19 protein-coding genes are annotated in these 20,538 nt (G+C 71.5%); 8 read left to right on the top strand and 11 right to left on the bottom strand.

What is annotated here, in order from left to right:
* Window positions 1-63 precede the first annotated feature (63 nt).
* Genes ABD169_RS12060 through ABD169_RS12050 form a run of 3 tightly spaced genes read right to left on the bottom strand, consistent with a single transcriptional unit; the run spans window position 64 to window position 3,517 of the window.
* Window positions 64-2,304 carry an FtsX-like permease family protein gene (locus ABD169_RS12060; RefSeq protein ID WP_344032552.1) on the bottom strand — a complete coding sequence of 747 codons (2,241 nt, stop codon included), beginning with the start codon at window positions 2,302-2,304 and terminating at the stop codon, window positions 64-66.
* Window positions 2,301-2,987 carry an ABC transporter ATP-binding protein gene (locus ABD169_RS12055; protein WP_046455106.1) on the bottom strand — a complete coding sequence of 229 codons (687 nt, stop codon included), beginning with the start codon at window positions 2,985-2,987 and terminating at the stop codon, window positions 2,301-2,303. The genes ABD169_RS12060 and ABD169_RS12055 overlap by 4 nt, the downstream gene beginning before the upstream one ends.
* On the bottom strand, window positions 2,984-3,517 hold the full coding sequence (locus ABD169_RS12050) for a PadR family transcriptional regulator (protein WP_231580832.1): 534 nt from the start codon (window positions 3,515-3,517) through the stop codon (window positions 2,984-2,986). Before ABD169_RS12050 ends, ABD169_RS12055 begins: the two co-directional genes overlap by 4 nt.
* Window positions 3,518-3,591: 74 nt before the next feature.
* On the opposite strand from ABD169_RS12050, the gene ABD169_RS12045 reads away from it, so the two are divergent.
* A complete protein-coding gene (locus ABD169_RS12045; RefSeq protein WP_344032548.1) occupies window positions 3,592-5,061 on the top strand; it encodes an RNB domain-containing ribonuclease in 1,470 nt (489 codons plus the stop codon).
* On the opposite strand, the gene ispG is transcribed toward ABD169_RS12045, so the two are convergent.
* The 4 genes from ispG to ABD169_RS12025 form a co-directional block, all read right to left on the bottom strand.
* A complete protein-coding gene (gene ispG, locus ABD169_RS12040; RefSeq protein ID WP_046455141.1) occupies window positions 5,051-6,178 on the bottom strand; it encodes a flavodoxin-dependent (E)-4-hydroxy-3-methylbut-2-enyl-diphosphate synthase in 1,128 nt (375 codons plus the stop codon). The genes ABD169_RS12045 and ispG overlap by 11 nt on opposite strands.
* 76 nt (window positions 6,179-6,254) lie before the next feature.
* Window positions 6,255-7,013 (bottom strand): M15 family metallopeptidase, encoded by a 759-nt coding sequence (locus ABD169_RS12035; protein WP_344032545.1) that lies wholly within the window; start codon window positions 7,011-7,013, stop codon window positions 6,255-6,257.
* 16 nt (window positions 7,014-7,029) lie between these two features.
* Window positions 7,030-8,292 (bottom strand): CapA family protein, encoded by a 1,263-nt coding sequence (locus tag ABD169_RS12030; protein WP_344032544.1) that lies wholly within the window; start codon window positions 8,290-8,292, stop codon window positions 7,030-7,032.
* Window positions 8,293-8,347: 55 nt separating this feature from the next.
* Window positions 8,348-9,718 carry a M50 family metallopeptidase gene (locus ABD169_RS12025; protein ID WP_344032542.1) on the bottom strand — a complete coding sequence of 457 codons (1,371 nt, stop codon included), beginning with the start codon at window positions 9,716-9,718 and terminating at the stop codon, window positions 8,348-8,350.
* 85 nt (window positions 9,719-9,803) lie between these two features.
* Here ABD169_RS12025 and ABD169_RS12020 point away from each other — a divergent pair, with 85 nt between their 5' ends.
* Window positions 9,804-10,151 carry a TfoX/Sxy family protein gene (locus tag ABD169_RS12020; RefSeq protein ID WP_344032540.1) on the top strand — a complete coding sequence of 116 codons (348 nt, stop codon included), beginning with the start codon at window positions 9,804-9,806 and terminating at the stop codon, window positions 10,149-10,151.
* Window positions 10,152-10,214: 63 nt separating this feature from the next.
* On the opposite strand, the gene dxr is transcribed toward ABD169_RS12020, so the two are convergent.
* Window positions 10,215-11,309 (bottom strand): 1-deoxy-D-xylulose-5-phosphate reductoisomerase, encoded by a 1,095-nt coding sequence (gene dxr, locus ABD169_RS12015; RefSeq protein WP_344032538.1) that lies wholly within the window; start codon window positions 11,307-11,309, stop codon window positions 10,215-10,217.
* Between the two features lie 4 nt (window positions 11,310-11,313).
* The gene (locus ABD169_RS12010; RefSeq protein WP_344032536.1) at window positions 11,314-12,306 is read right to left on the bottom strand and encodes an FKBP-type peptidyl-prolyl cis-trans isomerase; all 993 of its coding nucleotides are present in this window, start codon (window positions 12,304-12,306) and stop codon (window positions 11,314-11,316) included.
* A gap of 157 nt (window positions 12,307-12,463) precedes the next feature.
* On the opposite strand from ABD169_RS12010, the gene ABD169_RS12005 reads away from it, so the two are divergent.
* On the top strand, window positions 12,464-13,147 hold the full coding sequence (locus ABD169_RS12005; RefSeq protein ID WP_344032535.1) for a lysophospholipid acyltransferase family protein: 684 nt from the start codon (window positions 12,464-12,466) through the stop codon (window positions 13,145-13,147).
* 19 nt (window positions 13,148-13,166) lie between these two features.
* Here the strand turns inward: ABD169_RS12005 and rsmI are convergent, their stop codons facing one another.
* Window positions 13,167-13,988, bottom strand: a complete 822-nt coding sequence (rsmI, locus tag ABD169_RS12000; RefSeq protein WP_344032533.1) for a 16S rRNA (cytidine(1402)-2'-O)-methyltransferase — start codon at window positions 13,986-13,988, stop codon at window positions 13,167-13,169.
* Between the two features lie 44 nt (window positions 13,989-14,032).
* On the opposite strand from rsmI, the gene ABD169_RS11995 reads away from it, so the two are divergent.
* Both ABD169_RS11995 and ABD169_RS11990 read left to right on the top strand, forming a co-directional pair.
* Window positions 14,033-15,214 (top strand): DsbA family protein, encoded by a 1,182-nt coding sequence (locus ABD169_RS11995; RefSeq protein ID WP_344032531.1) that lies wholly within the window; start codon window positions 14,033-14,035, stop codon window positions 15,212-15,214.
* A gap of 83 nt (window positions 15,215-15,297) precedes the next feature.
* Entirely contained in the window at window positions 15,298-16,527 is a 1,230-nt protein-coding gene (locus ABD169_RS11990; protein WP_344032529.1) for an MFS transporter, read from the top strand.
* Window positions 16,528-16,566: 39 nt separating this feature from the next.
* On the opposite strand, the gene ABD169_RS11985 is transcribed toward ABD169_RS11990, so the two are convergent.
* Entirely contained in the window at window positions 16,567-17,205 is a 639-nt protein-coding gene (locus tag ABD169_RS11985) for a trimeric intracellular cation channel family protein (protein ID WP_197074120.1), read from the bottom strand.
* Window positions 17,206-17,305: 100 nt separating this feature from the next.
* Here ABD169_RS11985 and ABD169_RS11980 point away from each other — a divergent pair, with 100 nt between their 5' ends.
* From ABD169_RS11980 to ABD169_RS11970, 3 genes are all read left to right on the top strand, one after another.
* A complete protein-coding gene (locus ABD169_RS11980; RefSeq protein WP_344032526.1) occupies window positions 17,306-18,604 on the top strand; it encodes an aminotransferase class V-fold PLP-dependent enzyme in 1,299 nt (432 codons plus the stop codon).
* Complete coding sequence (gene sufU / locus ABD169_RS11975; protein ID WP_344032524.1) at window positions 18,601-19,071, top strand: Fe-S cluster assembly sulfur transfer protein SufU; 471 nt, start codon at window positions 18,601-18,603, stop codon at window positions 19,069-19,071. Before ABD169_RS11980 ends, sufU begins: the two co-directional genes overlap by 4 nt.
* A 272-nt stretch (window positions 19,072-19,343) precedes the next feature.
* On the top strand, window positions 19,344-20,501 hold the full coding sequence (locus tag ABD169_RS11970) for a DUF4192 family protein (RefSeq protein ID WP_344032522.1): 1,158 nt from the start codon (window positions 19,344-19,346) through the stop codon (window positions 20,499-20,501).
* Window positions 20,502-20,538: the final 37 nt, after the last annotated feature.

Raw genomic sequence — 20,538 nt, 5'->3', positions numbered from 1 at the left:
CGTCGAGGGCTTCGGTGATCCTGGGGTCTTCGTTCGCGCTCACGGCCTCAGTCTAGGAGCCGCTCACTCGAATCTGGTCGCCGCCGCACCGCGCCCCGGCCGCGAGGCGGCGAAGGCCACGGCGACCGCGAGACCGACGAGCAGCAGGCACACGCCGAGCACGCCGAACGCCTCGGGATCCGGAACGGAGACCGTGCGCCGCCCCTCCGACAGCCCGGTCACGAGCCCCCACGCCGACAACCATCCGAGCCCGATGCTCGGCACGATCACCGCGAGCAGCGGCACGGCCGTCTCGATCACGATCATGCGCCTGACGAGTCGGGCGGGCGCACCGCTCAGCCGGAGCAGGCCGAGCACGCGCCGCCGATCGATGATCCCGGCGGCCGTCGAGATCGCGAGCGAGATCGCCGAGATGGCGGCGGCGATGAGCACGCCGATCCCCGCGAGGATCGAGTACCTCGCGGCCCAGCTCGCCGCTCCGATGCCGATGCCGGCGTCCTCGGCGCGCGTCGTCGGCCCCGCCTGCAGCGGGAGGTCGGATTGGACCACTGCGGTGCGGGCCCGATCGAGCGCGGCCGCGGAGCCGTCGGTGCCGATGAGCACCTGCATGGGATTCATCGCCATCGCGTCCGCCGCCGACACCGCCCCGATGCGCGCGGGTTCACCGGTCACCTCGAAGTTGCCGAAGTACCCGCCCGGGTCCTCGATCGCGACGAACTCGGCGTCGGGGGCGGGGTCGAGCCCGATCGCGCGGGCACCTTCGGCAGGGATCACGAGGCCCGAGATCTGCTCGGTCCCCTCGCCGGTGACGCCCTCGAAGGAGCGCCCGACGAACGCGGCGTTCACGCCCGGCGTCCGCGCGATCTGCGCGAGACCGCGTTCGAGCCGCGCGTCGGTGTCCGGCTCGCCCGGCGCGACGGAGGCGACGAGCACGTTCGGGCTCAGGAGCTCCGCGGGCGGGGCGATCGCGAACTCCGCCTCGCGCTCCGTCGTCGCCCCGACGACGAAGGTGGTCACGACGAAGAGCGCGAGCGCCATGCCGCCGACTGCGCGGAAGGTCGCGCGGGGGTGCCGGGTGATCCGGTTCATCGCGAGCAGGACCGATGGCCGCCCGCTGCCGCGCGCACCCGCGCGGCTCACGAGCCCGGTCAGGTACGGCCCGGCGAACAGCAGCCCCGTGGTCATCAGCACGAATCCCGCGATGAGCAGCTCGCCGGTGAACGGGATCGGCACCCCGGAGATGGTCAGCACGGTCGTTCCAGCGATCACCGCGCCGCCGAGCACCAGCGGCAGCAGCGAGAGGATCCGCGGGCGACGCTCCTGCCGCTCGCGACTGGCGCCGAGCGGACCGAATCCGGTCCGCAGCGCGGTCACGTAGGCGATCACGCAGGTGATGGCGGCCACGCCGAGCGCGACGCCCGCTTGAACGCCGCCGGACACCGCGAGGTCGTCGGGGTAGAAGCGCATCCCCTCGACGGGCACCATCGCGGCGACCGGGCGCAGCGCCCAGAACAGGCCGACCCCGAGGAGCGCTCCGACGAGGCTCGGCAGCCCCGTCTCGACCGCCGTCGCGCCTGCGACCTGGCTCGGACGCGCCCCGATGAGGCGGATCGTCGAGATCCGCTCGGAGCGCGCGGCCTGCCCGAGTCTGGTGAGGATCACGATGAGCACACCGACCGGGAAGATCACGGCGAATCCGCCCGCGAGGGTGACCAGTTCGTAGCCCTGGCTCGGGAAGGCGAAGGTGCCGAAGCCGTGCACGAGCGTCGCTCCGAGCCGGTTCTTCACCTGATCGACATCGGCGCCGACCACCGCGACGAGCGCGTCGGGGCTCGCGAGCCCCGAGTCGTCGATGGTGCCGATGGGCTTCCCGTACCGGTCCCCCAGCTGGTCGGCTGGATTCGCGGCGATCAACCGTTCGAGCGCCGGCGATGCCAGGTACTCCCCCGGTCGCGGGATCCGATCGACGCCCGGGATCCGCAGCGCGGTATCGGGCGCCGTCGCGACATCGAGGCGGGCGATCCCGGCGCCCCGGAACGGCTCGGGCGCCGCTCCCACCCGGCCGCTCGTGACCGCGATGGCCTCGTCCGGTCCCAGCGGTTCCGTCCGCTCCGCGTTCGCGTGCTCGCCCGACAGGTAGGTCCAGGTCGAGCGCTCGTTGCGGCTGTTGAGCCCGTTGTAGGCCGCCACTACGAGGAGCATGAGCGCGACGCCGACGGCGACCCCCACGGCGACGCCGGCGAGCCGGCCGCGCCCCGACCGCTCGGTGCGAGCGAACAGCCAGCCGAGACGGAGCGCGTTCACGCGAGGATCCCGACGCCCGAGATGCGTCCGTCGCGCACCACGACCTCGCGGTCCGCATAGGCGGCGACGCGGGGATCGTGGGTGACGATGACCACGGTGGCGCCGGTGCCCTTCGCGAGCTCGAGCAGGGTCGCCATGACCTGCTCGGCGGAGAGCGAATCGAGCGAACCGGTCGGCTCGTCGGCGAAGACGATGCGCGGTGCGGTCACGAGCGCACGCGCGATCGCGACGCGCTGCGCCTGCCCGCCCGACAGTTCGCCGGGACGCTTGCCGGCGTGGTCCGCGAGACCGAGCTGCGTCAACCAGGACTTCGCCTGGCGCACCGCCTGCCGACGCGGTCGACCGGCGATCAGCAGCGGGAGCGCCACGTTGTCGAGCGCGGTGAGGTCGGGCAGCAGCTGTCCGAACTGGAACACGAAGCCGAACTCCTCGAGCCGGAGCCGGGCCCGATCGGCCTCCCCCAGCTCGCTCACGAGCGTGTCGAGGTAGTGCGCGGATCCCTCGTCGGGCGCGTACACGCCTGCCAGGACGTGCAGCAGCGTCGATTTTCCGGATCCCGAGGGGCCCATGATCGCGAGCACCTCGCCCGCGCGCACGTCGAGATCGACGCCGTCGAGGGCCGTGTCGAGACCGAAGCGCTTGCGGACGCCGCGGAGCCGCAGGATGGGAGGTGCCGAGCTCACGCGCGCACCTCCTCGCGGAGCGCGCCGAGGCGCGCGGAGGTGAGGTCGATCCAGCGCAGATCGGCCTCGATGTGGAACAGCGCGTGGTCGCACAGCAGCACGGTCGGCAGATCGGAGCCGATCTTGCGCTTGGTGAGGTCGCGCATGCGCGCCAGGTGGCCGGAGCGCTGCGCGTCGAGCAGTCGTTCGGCGTCGTCGTCGAGGAGCAGCGCGATCACCGTCTTCGCGAAGAGGTCGCTCTGGAGCGCGGCCGAGGGCACCTCGACGGCGAAGAGCCATTCGGCGATGCGCTCCCGGCCGGCGGGGGTGATCTCGTAGCGCTTGCGGTCGGGGCCGCCGCCGGCCTCGTCGCCGAGCAGTTCGATCAGACCGTGCTTGAGCAGGCGCGCCAGGGTCGCGTACACCTGCCCGAAGGCGAGGGGCTTCTCGGCGCCGAACAGCCGGTCGTAGTCGTGCTTCAGGTCGTACCCGTAGCCCGGCCCCGTCCCCAGGATGCCGAGCAGGGCGTTCGAACTATTCATTCCGCTCATACACCGAGCGTATACACCGAATGTATAGATGCGCAAATCATGGGTGATGAGCCTGGTCGGGCTAGGCTGAGCCCATGCCCAGCCGGCACGTCTCCCTCCCCCGAGTCCCCACCGCAGCCGACGAGCGCGCCGCGCTCGAACAGAGCCTCGCCGCGCTCCGCGACGAGCTCGAGCTCCCCGGCGAGTTCTCGCCCGAAGCGCTCGCCGAGGCGGCGTCGACGCGCCCCGAGGACCCGGGGAACGACCTGCGCGACATCCCGTTCAGCACGCTCGATCCCCTCGGGTCGAAGGACCTCGACCAGGCGTTCCACCTCACGAAGAGTCGCCGCGGCGTCACGGTGCGCTACGCGATCGCCGATGTACCCGGCTTCGTCCGTCCGGGCGGCGCCCTGGACGCCGAGGCCCGCCTCCGCGGGCAGACGATCTACCTCCCCGACGGCTCGATCCCCCTGCACCCCCGCTCGCTCAGCGAGGGGCGCGCATCGCTCCTCCCCGCCGAGGAGCGCCCCGCCTACGTCTGGACGATCGAGCTCGACGCCGATGGCGCGCAAACCGACGCCCGAGTGGAGCGCGCCCTGATCCGCTCCCGCGCGCAGCGCGACTACGCGAGCGCCCAGCGGGAGATCGACGGCGGCCGGGCCGACGAGCAGCTGCTCCTGCTGCGCGAAGTGGGCGAGCTCCGCATCGCCCAGGAGCGGGCACGCGGCGGGGCGAGCCTGCCGATGCCCGAGGAGGAGGTCGTCGAGGACCCGGCGGACGGATATCGGATCGAGCGCCGGAGCGTGCTCCCCGTCGAGGACTGGAACGCCCAGCTCTCGCTGCTCACCGGCATGGCCGCCGCCGAGCTCATGCTCGCGGGCGGCACCGGGATCCTGCGCACCATGCCGAAGCCGGACGAGGCGGCCATCGCCCGCTTCCGATCGCAGGTCGCCGCCCTGGGCCACCCGTGGGCGCCCGACGTCGAGTACGGCGAGTTCCTGCACGGCATCGACGGCGCGGCGCCCGAGTCCGTGCCTCTGCTGCAGGCGGCCTCGGCGCTGTTCCGCGGCGCCGGCTACACCCCGTTCGACGGCGCCGTCCCCGAGCAGCCGTCGCAGGCGGCGATCGCCGCGCCGTACGCCCACGTGACCGCTCCCCTGCGCCGCCTCGTCGATCGCTGGGGCCTGGCGATCTGTGCGGCGATCAGCGCCGGAACCCCGATCCCGGAGTGGGCGCGGACGAGCCTCCCGGAGCTTCCGGAGCTGATGCGTGCTTCGACTCAGCGCGCCTCACGAGCCGAGGCCTCGGCGCTCGACCGCATCGAGGCGGCGCTGCTCGCGCCGAGCCTGGGCGAGCTGCGCACGGCCCTGGTGGTGGACGCGAGCCCGAGCCGAGCCCGCCTGCTGCTCGACGACCCGCCCGTCGTCGCGAGCGCGGAGATCGCCGACGCGACGCCCGGGACCCGGATCGAGGTGCGCGTGACCGCCGCGGACATCGCGACGGGCAGGATCTCGCTCTCGGCCGCCGAGGCCGACGACGCGGAGCCGCTCGCCGCTACAGCGTGACGACCTCGGGGCTCCCCGACTCGGCGTTCGGCATCTCGGCCGCGATCCGATTGGCCTCCTCGATCAGAGTCGCGACGATCTCGTGCTCGGGCACGGTCTTGATGACCTCGCCCTTGACGAAGATCTGGCCCTTGCCGTTGCCGGACGCGACCCCGAGATCCGCCTCGCGCGCCTCGCCGGGGCCGTTCACGACGCAGCCCATGACGGCGACGCGCAGCGGCACGCTCATGCCCTCGAGGCCCTTCGTGACCTCTTCCGCCAGCGTGTAGACGTCCACCTGGGCCCGACCGCACGAGGGGCACGAGACGATCTCGAGCTTCCGCTCGCGCAGATTCAGCGACTGCAGGATCTGCAGACCGACCTTGACCTCCTCGACCGGGGGCGCAGACAGCGAGACGCGGATCGTGTCGCCGATGCCCTCGGAGAGCAGGATCCCGAACGCGGTCGCGCTCTTGATCGTGCCCTGGAACGCGGGACCCGCCTCGGTGACCCCGAGGTGCAGCGGCCAATCGCCGCGCTCGGCGAGCTGGCGGTACGCCTTGACCATGACGATCGGGTCGTTGTGCTTCACCGAGATCTTGAAGTCGTGGAAGTCGTGCTCCTCGAACAGCGACGCCTCCCAGACCGCGCTCTCGACGAGCGCCTCGGGCGTCGCCTTGCCGTACTTCTGCAGCAGGCGCGGGTCGAGGGATCCGGCGTTGACGCCGATGCGCAGCGAGACGCCGGCGGCCTTCGCGCGTCGCGCGATCTCGCCGACCTGATCATCGAACTTGCGGATGTTGCCGGGGTTCACGCGCACCGCGGCGCAGCCCGCGTCGATCGCGGCGAACACGTAGTTCGGCTGGAAGTGGATGTCCGCGATCACCGGGATCTGGCTCTTCATCGCGATGATCGGCAGCGCCTCGGCGTCATCGCGGCTCGGGCAGGCGACGCGCACGATGTCGCAGCCCGCGGCCGTGAGCTCGGCGATCTGCTGCAGCGTCGCGTTGATGTCGGTCGTGGGCGTGGTGGTCATCGACTGCACCGAGACCGGCGCGTCGCCTCCCACCATCACGGAACCCACGCGGATCTGGCGGGATGTGCGTCGCGGGGAGAGGACCTCGGGAACCGAGGGCATGCCCAGGTTGATTGCTGCCACGAGCAGGATTCTACCGGCGCGGGCTGTGCGCGCCCTCGAACGCGGATACGCCGGGCTACGGCGTCGCGTAGTCGGGGGCCGCCGGAAGCCCGAAGAACTCCTCGAGCGTCGTGACCCCGGTGCGCTTCATCTCGGCGGCGAGCTCGGGACCGACGTAGCGCAGGTGCCAGGGCTCGGGCATGAATCCCGTGACGCCCTGCTTCCCCTCGGGGTACCGGATCACGAAGCCGTACTCCGCGGCGTGCGCGGCGATCCACGCGCCCGCCGGCGTCTGCCCGAAGCAGGCGGCCAGGTAGCAGTCGCCGAAATCGTCGAGGTCGACCGCGAGGCCGGTCTGGTGCTCCGAGTGCCCCGGCCGCGCCGAGTAGGTGTCGGCCTGCTGCTTCCCGTCGCGCTCGACGTATCGGTCGTAGAGCGTCACCTGGGTGGCGTAATCGCGGTAGGCGCTGATGATCCGGACCTTGAGCCCGGCCTGCTCGGCACCCCGGATCAGTTGCACCACGGCAGCGGCTGCGGGCGCCCGCAGCGGCTGCGCGAACTCATTCTCGACGCCCTCGGGCATCGCCAGGTCGCTCGGAGCGAAGTCGACGGGCTTCAGGGCTCGTCGCTTGTTGCTCACGACCCAGATCGACTGCGGGTCGTCGATGGAGTGCGCCGCTCGGTCGAAGGCGGGCGTCGTCGGCTTCGGTTTCGGAGCAGGCGACGACGTGCTCGGTGCGGCGCTGCTCGGCTTCGACACCGAGCGCTCGGGCTCCTGGGCGCAGGCCAGCAGCGTGTTCGCGAGCACCGCGCAGGCGGCGACAGCGGACAGCACCCGGATCCCGCGCACGCTAGCGGGGCTCCAGCTTCACGTCGGGGCCGAGGATCTTCGCGGACGCCTCGGCCTGCTGCGCGGGCGTCACGCCGAAGCGGGTCCGCGACAGCAGCGAAGCGGAGTCGGCGAGCGGCGTGATCGACAGGTTCTTCCGTGCGTCGAGCCGGTTCGCCGCCTCGTCCTCCGCGGTCCAGTCGTAGTGCATGTAGGTGAGCACCCCGGTCGGGTTCTGCACGGTGACGGGGCCGCCCGCCTTCGCGCGGGCGAGCTCGAACCTGGCGATCAGGCCCGTGCGCTGGTCGAGCGCGATCTGCGTGTTCAGCATGTTGCCGATCGAGTACCAGACGAGGGTGCGACCGCCGCCCGAGCGATCGAGCCAGGCGACGGGCTGCAGCACGTGCGGCCCGGTCCCGATCACCACGTCGGCCCCGAGGTTCGCGACCTTCTGCGCGAACCCGCGCTGCTGATCGTTCACCTCGTGCGAGTCCTCGGTACCCCAGTGCGCCGACACGATCACGACGTCGGCCTGCTTCCGCGCCTGTGCCATCAGCTGCGTCACGAGGGCGTCGTTGCTCATGAGGTTCAGGGAGACGCCGTCGATCGGCGCGTTCGAGTACTCCGCGAACGAGACGAGGGCGATCTTCACACCGTCCTTCTCGAAGATCGGGACCGTCTGCTGCTCCTGCGCGCTGCGGTTGGCGCCGTCGACGATGGCGGGCTTCAGCGTGTCCCAGGCCTTGCGGGTCGCGGCGATCCCCTCGACCCCCTTGTCGGCGGTGTGGTTCGTCGCGGTGTTCACGAGGTCGCAGCCGACGGTCTTGCGCAGGTCCCGCGCGAACTCGGTCGGCGCGTTGAACGTCGGGTAGCCGCTGATCCCGAACTCCACGCCGGCGCTCGGCACCTCCTGATTGCAGAAGCGGACGTCCGCAGCGTCGAGCTCCTTCGTGATCCCGGTGAAGAACTGGCCGTAGTTCCAGGTGCCGTCGGCCTGCTTGGCGTTCTGGTTGACCGAGTCGTGCGGCAGCATGTCGCCCATCGCGATCACCGAGATCGGTTTCGGGACGTCCGGAGTGGTGGGCTTCGACGAGGCGCTCGGCGACGGGGTCGCGGAGGAGGAGGCTTTCGGCTTCGGCTCGACGGGGTGCGGCATGAACGCGAACGCGGCGGCCGCTCCCCCGCCGATGAGCAGGAGCGCGACGACGCTCAGCGTGATCGCGAGCCGGGTGCGGCGGGCCGGCCGGCGACGGGCCGGTGCGACCGGGTTCGGATCGTCAGACATGCGACCACACTACCGAGCGCCGCCTGGGCGCCTCCGAGCGCGACCGGCGTTCCGCTCAGCCGAAGAACGAGATGGGCTTCACCAGGTCCGCGTAGACGAGCAGCACGGTCATCGCCCCGAGCACGATCACGACGCCGAAGGTGATCGGGACCATCTTGGCGGTATCGACGGGCCCCGGATCGGGCTTGCGGCGCAGGCGGGCGATGCCGCGCTTGATCGCCTCGTAGATCGCACCGGCGACGTGGCCGCCGTCGAGCGGCATGAGCGGGACCAGGTTGAACACGAACAGCGCGACGTTCAGTGATCCCAGCAGGCCGAACATGACCTGCGCCTTCGCCGCGACCGGGGCGTCGGTGCTCACGATCTCGCCCGCGAGCCGTCCGACTCCGACGACGCTCATGGGGCCGTTCGGGTCCCGCTGCTCCGGCCCGAAGGCCGCGTTCCACACGTCGACCATGCGCTGGGGAAGCCCGACGACGACCCCCGCGACGCGCACGACGTTGTCGCCGACGAAGCCGGGCACCTCGGTGATCGGCTGCTGCACGAGCTCCGACGCGGGAGTCGCGCCGACCATGCCGACCTGCTCCGTCTTCGCGGAGCCGTCGGAGTTCTTGACCGTCTGACCGTTCGCGTCGGTCACGACGCGCGTGTTGGTGACGGGAGTGAGCGAGAGCTGCTTCGTCTCGCCGTCGCGCTGGATCTCGATCGAGAGGGTGCGGCCGGGCGATGCGCTGACGGTGTCGCGGAACGCGTTCCAATCACGGACCGCGGTGCCGTCGATCGACAGGATCTTGTCGCCGGGGCGCAGACCGGCCGCGGCCGCGGGAGCTTCGGGGTCGTTCGCGCTGCAGGCGGTCTCCCCGCTCTGCGACGCGGACTTCAGGCACTCGTTCACCGAGCCGAGGGTCGTGCTGTTCTGCGGCACGCCGAACCCGCACAGCACGATCGCGAAGAAGACGAACGCGAGCACGAGGTTCATGAACGGCCCGCCGAGCATGATGATGATGCGCTTCCAGGACGGCAACCGGTAGAAGGTCCGCGAGTCCTCGCCCACTTCGATGGTCTCGGCGCTCGCGAGCCTCGCCTCGTCCACCATCCCGGCCACGCCCCGGCGCGGCGCGCCCTCCTGGACCACGGAGTTCAGGAACCCGGTGGTCGACTCCCGCGGAGCCTCCCCCGGTTTGGACGGCGGGAACATGCCGATCATCGAGATGTAGCCGCCGAGCGGGATCATCTTGACGCCGTACTCGGTCTCACCCTTGCGACGCGACCAGATGGTGCGTCCGAAGCCGATCATGTACTGCGTGACCTTGACCCCGAACAGCTTCGCGGGGACCAGGTGACCGATCTCGTGCAGTCCGATGGACACGGCGAGCCCGACGAGGATGATCAGGATCCCGAGCACGTAGAGCAGCACATCGAACACCGGTTCAGCGTACCGCCCGCGCGCTGTGGTCGGGCTGTGGCCGGGATCCGGAGCCGCTGCGAATCGCGGGGACTACACTCCGAGCATGAGCACCAGGCCCGAAACGATCGAGTTCCTCATGGATCAGCTCGGCCGCGCGCCGATCTTCCGCACCAAGGCCATGTTCGGCGAGTACGCGCTCTATCGCGACGAGAAGGTGATCGCCTTCATCTGCGATGACGAGCTGCTCATCAAGCCGACGCCCGAGGGGCGAACGTGGCTCGAGGGTTTCGGTCCGGTCGAGGAGTCCGAGGCCTACCCCGGTTCGAAGATGTACTACCTGATCGGCGGCGACCGCTGGGAGGATCGCGACTGGCTCGAGGAGCTCACCCGGGTGACCGCTGACGCGCTCCCCGCGCCGAAGCCGAAGAAACCCCGCGCGCCGAAGCGGTAACCGCCGTCCTCCCGAGCGACGGAGGAGCCAACCGTCATCCTGCGCGACGGAGGAGTCGCAGGATCAGCGCCGCCCCGCGCGCGCCGAGATGACGATCTGCGCGCGCTCGCGCGCCCAGCGCTCGATCTCAGGCAGCGCGTCGAGGGTGAGCTGGGCGGGCGCTTCGTGCGCTTCCAGGACGTCGCGCACGGTGTCGACGATGTCGAGGAAGCCGATGCGCCCGTCGTGGAACGCATCCACCGCCTCCTCGTTGGCGGCGTTGTAGACCGCGGGGTAGCTGCGTCGGGCGCGCCCGACCTCCTTGGCGAGGTCGACGGCCGGGAACGCCTCGGCGTCGAGCGGCTCGAAGTCCCAGCTCGTCGCGCGAGTCCAGTCGATCGGTGCGCCGACGTTCGCCAGGCGGCCCGGCCAGGTGAGACCGAGCGCGATGGGCAGACGCATATCGGGCGGCGAGGCCTGCGCGATGGTCGATCCGTCGATGAACTCGACCATCGAGTGCACGACCGACTGCGGGTGCACCACCACCTCGATGTCGCCGTACGAGACGCCGAAGAGCAGGTGCGCCTCGATCACTTCGAGGCCCTTGTTGACCAGGGTCGCGGAATTGGTCGTGACGACCCGTCCCATGTTCCAGGTCGGGTGGTTCAGCGCTTCCGCCGGGGTCACGCCACGCAGCGATTCGCGGCTCCGCCCGCGGAACGGCCCGCCGGACGCGGTGAGCACGAGGCGTCGCACCTCGTGCTCGGAGCCGGAGCGGAGCGCCTGCGCGATCGCCGAGTGCTCAGAATCGACCGGGACGATCTGGCCGGGAGCCGCGAGCCCCGTCACCAGATCGCCACCGACGATCAGGGATTCCTTGTTGGCGAGGGCGAGCGTGCGCCCCGCTTCGAGCGCGGCGACAGTCGGGCCGAGCCCGACCGATCCAGTGATGCCGTTGAGCACCACGTCCGCCGGCACCTCGCGGATCAGCTGCACCGCCTCGTCGGCGCCGAGCCCGGTGTGCTCGACGTTGAACTCCTCGGCCTGCGCGCGGACGCGGTCCGCCTGCGACCCCGCGACCAGGCCGACGACCTGGAATCGCGAGGGGTTGCGGCGGACCACGTCGAGCGCCTGCTCGCCGATCGAACCGGTCGAGCCGAGGATGACGATGCGGCGCACGGGACTACTTCTCGTGGACGGTTCCGAGGATGTCGAGCACGAAGACCATGACGTCGTCCGGCTTGTGACCCATCTCCTGCAGCTTCTGGGGCCCGTAGCCGCCCTGATCCAGCGCGGCCGGGACGACCGAGATGATCTGCGAACCGACCTTCTGGCCCTCGAGCGCCTTCTGGAATCCGCCGATCACGCCGGTGGTGAGGAAGTCGGCGGGCTTGCCGCGGCTCCAGCTCGAATCGAACTCCTTGCCCGTGCTCCAGATCACGCCGCGGTAGTTGACGTAGACGCGGTCGCCCGGCTTGACGGTCTCGCCCTTGCCCTCGATGACCGTGGCGGTCTTGAGGGTCGTCGGCGGCTTCACACCCTTGGGGATCGTGATCGTCGGCTCGCCGTTCTCGGCCAGCTTCACGGTCGGGAAGCCCTCGGGCGCCTTCTTCGCGGTGCCCTCGGCCTTCTTGAGCAGCTTGCTCTCCGAGAGCGTGCCCGGCTGCTGCTTGGTGACGTCGATGACCGCGAGGATCGAGTCGCCGTCCTTGAGGTCGGGGATCCCGAGCGAGGAGGCGGGCTGCCCGTTGGCGAGGTCGCTCGCGGGCATCGCCATCGCGACGCGCTGGCCCTTCACCGAGCAGCGCACCGCCTGGTAGGCCCAGTTGGGCAGCTGCTGCGCGTCGTTCATGAGCGGGGTCTCGGGGATCGCCTGGACGACCTTGCCGGTGCGGCCGTTGAACAGGGTGACCGCTGCGGAGACGCCGCCGCCCTTCGCCGTGGTGTCGCCCTTGCCCTCGATCAGCACCGAGCGCTCGAGCTCCTTGGCCTTGAGCGGGGTCTTGGAGGTGAGCTTCAGCGTCTTGCCGAAGTCGCCCTCGACCTGGACCGACTTGCTGGCGTCGCCCGCGGGCGTGCAGTCCTTTGGCATGCCGGGGGCCGCCTGAGCGGTGCAGCCGGCGAGGGCCAGGGGCAGCACGAGGGCTGCGGGAATGAGGAGGCTCAGACGCTTCACGAACACGGATCCTTACGGTCGAGGCACGGTTTTCCTCCATCATGCCGGAGTTTCCCCGGCCCCGCCTGAGCGTCGTGCCAGGGACCCGCCGATGATCACCCCGGACAGGCCGATCGGTCACCCGGCCCGGGGGCGCACCTGCGATTAGGCTCGTGGCGTGTCCGATCCCGCAGCAGATTCCGCACGCCCCGGGCCCGTCTTCTTCATCGGGCGCGCCGTGCTCCGCCCGCTCCTGCGCCTGCGCTTCCGCCCCCGGGTATCCGGCCGCGAGCACGTGCCCGTCGCGGGTCCGGTGCTGCTGGCGAGCAACCATCTCAGCGGCCTCGACACGATCCTGATCCCCTCGTTCGCGCCGCGCCAGGTGCAGTTCCTCGCGAAGGAGTCGTTGTTCTCCTCGCGCATCGGGGGCTGGTTCTTCCGCGGAATCGGCGCGATCCCGGTGCATCGCTCCGCCGGATCCGCCGCGCAGGCCGCGCTCGACGCCGGACGCGACGTGCTCGCTGCCGGCCGGGTGTTCGCGGTGTTCCCCGAGGGCAGCCGCTCGCGCGACGGCCGGCTCTACCGAGGGCGCGGCGGCGCGGCCTGGATGGCGCTCGAAACGGGCGCGACCGTCGTTCCCGTCGGTCTCATCGGCACCGATCGCTCGCTCCGGGATCCCGCGACCGGGCGCGCGCCGCGCGTCGAGCTCCGGTTCGGCGCACCGATCCCGCTCGACGATCTGGCCGGGCTGCCCGGCGGGCGGGCGCGCAGGGAGGCGACCGAGCGGATCATGGCCGCGATCCGCGAGCTCAGCGGCCAGGAGCCCGCGGACGACTACGCGGCCGGCGGTCGCGGGGCGTAGCCGGGAACGCCCGGACGGTTCAGGCGCTCCGTGCGGCGAGCGCGGCGGCGTAGAGCTCGCGCGCCGACAGTCCGGTCGCCGCGGCGACCTCGCGGGACGCGTCCTTGAGGCGATCGCCCGACGCGACGCGACGCTGCACCTCGGCCAGCGCGTCGGCCGGCGATACGACGGTCTCGGGCGCTCCGGCCACGACCACGACGATCTCGCCGCGCACCCCGTCCTCGGCCCAGCTCGCGAGCTCGGCGAGCCCGCCGCGACGCACCTCCTCGTGGAGTTTGGTCAGCTCGCGGCAGACGGCCGCGGGCCGCTCGGGGCCGAAGGCCTCCGCCATGGCGCCGAGGGCGTCCGCGATCCGGCTCGGCGCCTCGAAGAACACGAGGGTGCGCCGCTCGGGCGCGAGGGCGGCGAGGGCGCGGGCGCGCTCCCCCGACTTGCGCGGCAGGAATCCCTCGAACGCGAATCGGTCGGTCGGGAGCCCCGAGACCGCGAGCGCGGTGAGCACGGCGCTCGGCCCGGGCACCGAGGTGACCAGCACCCCGCGCTCGGCGGCGAGCTGCACCACGCGGAAGCCCGGATCCGACACGGTCGGCATGCCCGCGTCGCTCACGAGCACGATGTCTTCGTGCTCGGCCCGCTCGACGAGCGAGGCCGCCCGGTCGCGCTCGTTGTGGTCGTGCAGAGCGATCAGCTCCGGCCGGCTCTCGATGCCCAGCAGGCGCAGCAGCTGCCCGGTGTGCCGAGTGTCCTCCGCCGCGATCGCGGAGGCCGAGGCGAGCGTGTCGCGCAGGCGCTGCGACGCGTCCCCGAGGTTGCCGATGGGGGTCCCCGCGATGATGAGCATGCGTCAATCGTAGGCGCGCAGCTCCGCCTGGCAGAATTGCCGCCATGAGCGATTCCCAGCCTCCGACTCCCGACGAGCAGCCCTCGCCCGTTCCCTCGCCGCAGCCCGGCGCGTCCGTTCCGCCCGGTGCGCCCGTTCCGCCGCCCCACCCCTACGCCGCGGCGGCGCAGAGCAGGAGCGGACTGTCGACGGCGGCGCTGGTGCTCGGCTCGCTCGGCCTGCTGCTCGGCCTCGGAGCCATCGTCGTGCTCGCCGCGGTCGGCGGCTTCGCGGCCGCCGCCGTCTCAGGGCTCGCGATCCTCGTCGGCCTCGCCGGCCTCGTGCTCGGCATCGTCGCGCTCGTGCGCAAGCAGCCGAAGGGCTTCTCCCTCTCGGGCATCATCACCGGCGCGCTCGCCATGGTGCTCGGCATCGCGCTCTTCGGTGCCTCCCTCGTCGTGGGCGTCGGGCAGGCGATGATCCAGGGCTCCGGCGGTTCCGAGTCGTCGAGCGGGTCCCAGGAGAACGACGGCTCCGGAGGCGCCTCGCCGAGCGCGGACGCGTCCGGACCCGCAGGGATGCAGAGCGGCGGCGTCGTGTTCGGCAAGGATCTGATCCCGGCCGAGACACCGGCGCTCGGTTCCGGTGAGACCCCGGTCCCCTCGAAGGTCGCGCGCGATGGCAAGACCGCGGACGTCCTGCTCTACGTCGACTTCCGCTGCCCCGTCTGCCGCATCTTCGAGGAGACGAACGCCGATCTCCTGCAGCAGGTCGTGCAGAGCGGCTCCGCGACCCTCGAGGTGCACCCGCTGACCTTCCTCGACAAGGTGTCCGCCGGCACCCAGTACTCGTCGCGCGCGGCGGGCGCGTTCGCCTGCACGGTGCAGGAGGATCCCAAGGGCGCCTGGCCGCTGTACCGATCGCTGCTGACCGCCGAGGTGCAGCCTCCCGAGAACACGGGAGGCCTCACCGACGAGCAGCTGATCGCGCAGGTCGAGCGCGCGACCGGCGGCGCGAGCGCCGCCCTCAAGTCGTGCATCACCGACCAGCGCTTCGTGCCGTTCGCACAGGCGATGAACCAGTACACGCTGTCCACGCACGTGCCGAACGCGGTGGATCCGCAGCTGGCGGTGACCGGCACCCCCTTCGCCGTCGTGAACGGCGTGCCGTTCACGGGCGCTCCCAACGATGCCGCCGCGTTCCGGACGTTCCTGACCGAGCAGGGCGTCGCGCTGCCCGCCCAGTAGGGGTCCCGCCCCGAGCACCCGTCGCGGTCCCGTCGTCCATCGCCCGATGGGCGACGGGACCGCGCTGCTATACTCGGTCGGCTATGCACAAATCGCCTCAGTCCCCGACCCTCGTCTCCCTCGCAGGGCTCGGGTACTTCCCGCTCGCCATGGTGGCGCGCCTCCCCTTCGCCATGATGGTGATCGGCGTGCTGACCCTCGTGGTGGCGGCGCGCGGCTCGGTCGAACTCGGCGGCATCAACTCCGCGATGGTCGGCCTCGGCACGGCCTGCGTCGGCCCGCTCATCGGCGCAGCCGCCGACCGTTTCGGCCAGCGTCCCACCCTGCTCATCGCCGGGGCCGTCAACAGCGTCGCGCTGCTGCTCTTCGCCTGGCTGGCGTACAGCGAGCTGCCCGTCTGGGCCATGTTCGTCGGCGCGTTCCTCGTCGGCGCTTCGGCGCCGCAGGCCTCGCCCATGTCGCGCTCCCGCCTCGTCACGCTGGTCGGCGACCTCCCGGTCGAGCGCCGCCCCCGGGTCATGAGCACGACGATGGCCTACGAGTCCGCGGTCGACGAGGCGATCTTCGTCTTCGGCCCCGTGGTCGTCGGGCTCCTCGCCACCTGGTTCGGCGCGGGCGCGCCGGTCATCGGTGCGGCGGTGCTCACGGCGATCTTCATCACCCTGTTCGCGCTGCACCGCACGAGCGCACCGGCCAAGTCCGCCGAGGAGCGGGCGGCGACCCTCGCACCGGTGTCGGAGCTGTGGCGGCCCCGCCTCCTCATCGTGGTCATCGGCATCGCAACCGTCGGCGTGCTCTTCGGCTCGACGCTCACCGGGCTCACCTCGTTCATGCAGGATCGGGGCGCGGTCGAACAGGCCGGGATCCTCTACGGCGTCATGGGCGTCGGATCCGCGATCTTCGCCATCGCCATCGCCATGCTGCCCCCGAGCTTCACGCTGCGCCTGCGCTGGCCGGTGTGCGCGGTCATGATCCTCGCCGGAACGCTGCTGCTGCAGACCGCGCACGACATCCCCCGGCTGCTCGCGAGCCTCGCGCTCATGGGCATCGGCATCGGACCGCTGCTCGTCACCATGTACAGCCTCGGCGCGCTGCGCAGCCCCGCGGGCCGCTCGGCGACCGTGATGACGATGCTCGGCTCGGGCATCGTCGTCGGCCAGTCCGCGGCCTCCGCGATCACGGGCACCGCCGCGGAGCAGGCGGGCACGTCGGCCGCACTCGTGGTGCCGCTGGTCGCCGCGGCGCTGGCGCTCGCCTCGGGCATCGCGAACTGGTTCCTCACGCCCGAGTCGGAGCGGCGCTCGGCGCACTGATCCGGGCCCGCCGATCCCGGGCGCACCGGGCCCCCTCGCTCAGGCTCCGGTCGCGGGCGTCTCGCGCATGCGGGGCTTCGGCAGGTGCCAGCCCAGCTTCCGCGAGGCGAGGCGCAGCACGATCGCGCACGCGCCGCCGATCACCGTGGCGAGCGTCTCGCTGCCGCCGAGCGCGACGACCCCGACCGCGATGCCCGCGCCCAGGATCGCGGAGACCGCGTACAGCTCACGCGTGAGCACTCCCGGAACGGTGTTGACCAGCACGTCCCGGATCACCCCGCCGCCGATCGCGGTGATGGTGCCGACGAGGATCGCGGTGAGCGGGGTCTGGCCCGAGGCGAACGCGATCGCCGCGCCGTTCGCGGTGAACAACCCCAGGCCGAAGGCGTCGAACACGACCTCGAAGTAGCGGATCCGGGTGATTCCCGGGTGCACGAAGAACACGGCGAGCGAGCCGGCCACCGCGACCGCCAGGTTGGGCCAATGCGTGAACGAGACCGGCGGATGCACACCGAGCAGCATGTCGCGCAGGATCCCGCCGCCGACGCCGGTGAAGCTGCCGACCACGATCACGCCGAGGATGTCGAGGCCCCGGCGGACGCCGACGAGGGCGCCCGAGATGGCGAAGGCCAGGATCCCCGCGAGTTGCAGGATCTCGTACAGCACGGCAGCGGTCACCCGGTCAATCCTAGAGCCGTCTCCGCGCAGCGCAGCTCCGCATGACGCCCGGTGTTCCGCTCCGAGCGGAACACCGCGGTGCGGGTGGGAGAATGGAGGAATGCTGCCTCCTCTCACCGCCGACGGGGTCGCCGAACTCCGCGCGGCCTTCCCGTACTTCGCAGACCTCCCCCGGGTCGACGGCCGACCGGTCGCCTACCTCGACTCCGCCGCGACGTCGCAACGTCCCGCGGCGGTGCTGGACGCGGAACGGGCATTCCTCGAACACTCGAACGCGGCGGTGCACCGCGGCACGAGCGGGGCCGTCGGCGCGGCGACCGAGGCGTTCGAGGGCGCGCGGGCGACCGTCGCCCGCTTCGTCGGCGCGGCTTCCGCCGAGCAGATCGTCTGGGCCGAGAACGCGACCGACGCGCTCAACATCGTCGCGCTCGGCATCGGCGAGGCGAACGCCGGGCTCGGCCTGCCCGGCTCGGAGCGCTTCGCGCTGTCGCCCGGCGACGAGATCCTCGTCACCGAGGCGGAGCACCACGCGAACCTGATCCCCTGGCAGCGGCTCGCCGCGAAGACGGGCGCGAGCCTGCGCTGGATCCCCGCGCGGGAGGACGGCACCTGGACCCTCGACGACGCGCGGGCCGCGCTGAACGCGCGCACCCGGATCTTCGCGTTCGCCCACGTCTCGAACGTGACCGGCTTCGTGGCACCCGTCGCCGAGCTCGCCGCGCTCGCCCGCGAGGTCGGCGCCGTGACCGTGCTCGATGCCTGCCAGTCGGTGCCGCACATCCCCGTCGACTTCGCCGAGCTCGGCATCGACTTCGCCGCTTTCTCGGGGCACAAGGCGCTCGGTCCCAACGGCATCGGCGTGCTGTACGGCCGGCCCGAGATGCTCGACGCGCTGCCCCCGGCGCGCACGGGCGGATCGACGATCACCCGGGTCACCATGGAGAGCGCCGACTTCCTGCCCGCCCCGCACCGCTTCGAGGCCGGCACGCAGCCGGTGTCGCAGGCCGTGGGGCTCGGTGCCGCACTCGATTTCGCCGCGGAGGTGGGCATGGCCCGCTCCGCGGCCCGCGAGCACGAGCTCGTCGAGCGGCTCGTCGCCGGCGTGCTCGAGACGCCCGGGATCCGGCTGCTCGGCCCGCAGGGCACCCGGGATCGCGTCGCGCTCGCGTCGGTATCGGTCGAGGGCCTGCACGCGCACGACGTGGGCCAGTTCCTCGACGAGCAGGGCATCCTGGTGCGCGTGGGCCACCACTGCGCGCAGCCGCTGCACCGAGCGCTCGGCATCGCGTCGAGCACCCGCGCCAGCGTCCACCTGACCACGACCGAGGACGAGATCGACCGGTTCCTCGACGCGCTCCGCGGCGCCCAGCGGTACTTCGGAGTGGAGGTCTCCCGATGAGCGGACTCGACGGGCTGTACCAGGAGCTGATCCTGGATCATTCGAAGCGGCCGATCGGTCGCGGCGAGCTCGCGGGCGGCGACGGCGACCTCACCGCCTCGCATCACGAGTTCAACCCGAGCTGCGGCGACGAGATCACGCTGCGGATCGCCGTCGACCCCGAGACCGGCACGATCGATTCGCTCGCGTGGGATGGTCAGGGCTGCTCGATCTCGACCGCTTCGGCGTCCGTGCTGTCGCAGATGGCGCGCGACGAAGGGCTCACGCTCGAGACCGCGCAGCAGCGGATCGACGCGTTCCGCGAGATGATCCAGTCCCGGGGCGAGATCGAGCCCGACGAGGACCTGCTCGGCGACGCGGTCGCGTTCCAGGGCGTCTCGAAGTTCGTGATGCGCGTGAAGTGCGCGATGCTCGCCTGGGTCGCCCTGGAGGCCGACCTGCGCCAGGTGGAGTCGCAGCGCGCCTAGCCGCGCTGATTCTCGCGGGGTCGTGCGCCCGGGGCCCGGGGCGGGGCCGCGCCCGGGCCGTCGAGTGAACGCTTGTACATGAATAGCGAGCTCATTTCGTGGACAAACGTTCACTCGACGGCGAGTGCGCGCATTGGTGGCCGGAGACTCTCCGCCAGAGTTCACCCGTTCGCCTTCAACAGCACGCATCTGCGCCGGACTACGCGTGTCCTCCCGGAGTCCTCCTGTGGATCGGCGAGCCGACGGAACTCCCCGCGTCCAGGATCGAGGGCATGCATACCGATCCCACTCCCGAAGGCCCGCAGATCACTCGCTGCCGCACCACCGCGGACTTCCTCGCCGCCCTGCCCTGGCTGGTCGGCGAGGTGCCGCGCAATTGCCTGCTCATCGTCGACTTCGCGCGTTCCCGCGCCGGGGTCGCCGCTCGGATTCCACTCCCCCGCGAACACACGCCGGGCGTCGCGACCGCGCTTGTGGAGTCGGTGCTCTCCTTGCTCGAACGCTCCGGCTCAATCGATCGCGAACCCGCGGTGGTCATCGTGACCGATCAGCGTTTCGGGCTGCGCGGCGAGGCACCATTCCGCACGCTCGCCGATCAGCTCCTGCGTCGGCTTCGACGATCGGGCTGGTTTCCCCGCGAACTCGCCTGCATGGCCGCCGACGGTTGGATCGGGTTTCTCGAGCGTTCCGATGCACGCGCGATGCGTCCGTTGAGTCAGATCGAGGCCTCTCGTGCGGCGCTGGGGCTCGATCCCGCCGAGCTCCCCTCCGACCCCGGCGCCCTTCCCGTGTGTCGGCCCGACCTCGCCGCCGAGGTCACCGCGCGTTGCGCGGAGCTCGGGCTCGGGGCGCCCTGGCCGCCGGCCGCCTCTGAAACCTGGGCCGACGAGACCATCGAGTTGCTCGAAGCAGCCGAGGCTCCCGGGTTCGCGACGACCGCTGAGTGGTGCGCGAGGTTCGCGCAGGCCGTCTCGACGCCGCAGGGATGGTTCGTGTTCGCCATGGTCGCCGTCTCGGACCGGGTGCTCATCGACTCCGTCGTGCACACCTATGGCGCGTCGGCGCTCGCGGCGACCTGCGTCGATCGCACCTCCGCCGCAGAACGGGGCGGCGGCGAAGCAGTGTCGATCTGGAACCTCCTATCCGACATCGTCTCGACGCCTCGAATGCGTACTCGTCTCCGAGCCGTCCTGCCGATCCTGAGCGATGCGACGTCGCAGCTTCCCGCAGAGTGGCGCGCTGGGCCCCTGTCGCTCATCGGATGGTTCTGGTGGCTCTGCGGGATGCCGTCGGTCGCCGAGCGGCGCATTGACGAGGCGTTGGAGCTCGATCCCGAGCACGCATTGGTCCGCCTTGCCCAGCGTTTCCTCACGCTCGACCCGGTCGCCGAGTGGGCGGTCCGATCACGACCCTCTCGAATCGCAGCGTGAGCGCCTCATCGTCGCCGGAGCCGAATAACTCTCGACT

The sequence above is a fragment of the Leucobacter iarius genome (assembly GCF_039530105.1).
GTDB classification, from domain to species: domain Bacteria; phylum Actinomycetota; class Actinomycetes; order Actinomycetales; family Microbacteriaceae; genus Leucobacter; species Leucobacter iarius.
The sequence above is the reverse complement of the archived record's forward strand: the minus strand, read 5'-3'. Positions and strand labels throughout refer to the sequence as shown.